Raw genomic sequence first — 510 nt, forward strand, 5'->3', positions numbered from 1 at the left:
CCGTCACCGCCGGTGCAGGCGCTGCAACCACCTGCGGAAGCCCATCAAGCGGCAGGGGTGATCCCATGGGCCACGGCAGGGCGGCCAGCGCCGAGAGGGCGCTCAGTCCCGCCCAGGGCGCCGTCAGACTCGAGGCGATCGCGGCGCCCAGTTCGATGGCGACCAGGGGATGTGCGATCAGGAACGTCGACAAAGTGGCCGGGTTGAGAAGGAGCAGGGCCACTTCCGGGTGCGCCGGAAAATTAAAGAGGACATAGTTGACTTCCTGAATCAGGGTCACCGTGTTCTTGACCCAGTACAGGCCCGTCGCGGGATTGATGTATGCCGTGTAAGGCAACCCGTTGATGGTGCCGCTCGCCGGTTCCCAGTTGACCCCCACGGACCGCAACACCTGCGCGATTCCCTCCAGCACCGGGTCGGTCCAGGTGTGGGCCGGACCCCATGGATCCAACGGGTCCGATGTGTCTGCAGCTCCCGCAGAAACCTCCGACTTGAGAATCGCCGGCGCGG

At 65.5% G+C, this 510-nt stretch carries 1 pseudogene; it reads right to left on the minus strand.

Annotated elements, in window-relative coordinates:
- Positions 1–451 (minus strand): annotated as a pseudogene (locus BST15_RS20995) (hypothetical protein); the annotation flags it as partial.
- Positions 452–510 lie beyond the last annotated feature (59 nt).

Source organism: Mycolicibacter arupensis, assembly GCF_002086515.1.
In the GTDB taxonomy this organism is placed as follows: Bacteria; Actinomycetota; Actinomycetes; order Mycobacteriales; family Mycobacteriaceae; genus Mycobacterium; species Mycobacterium arupense.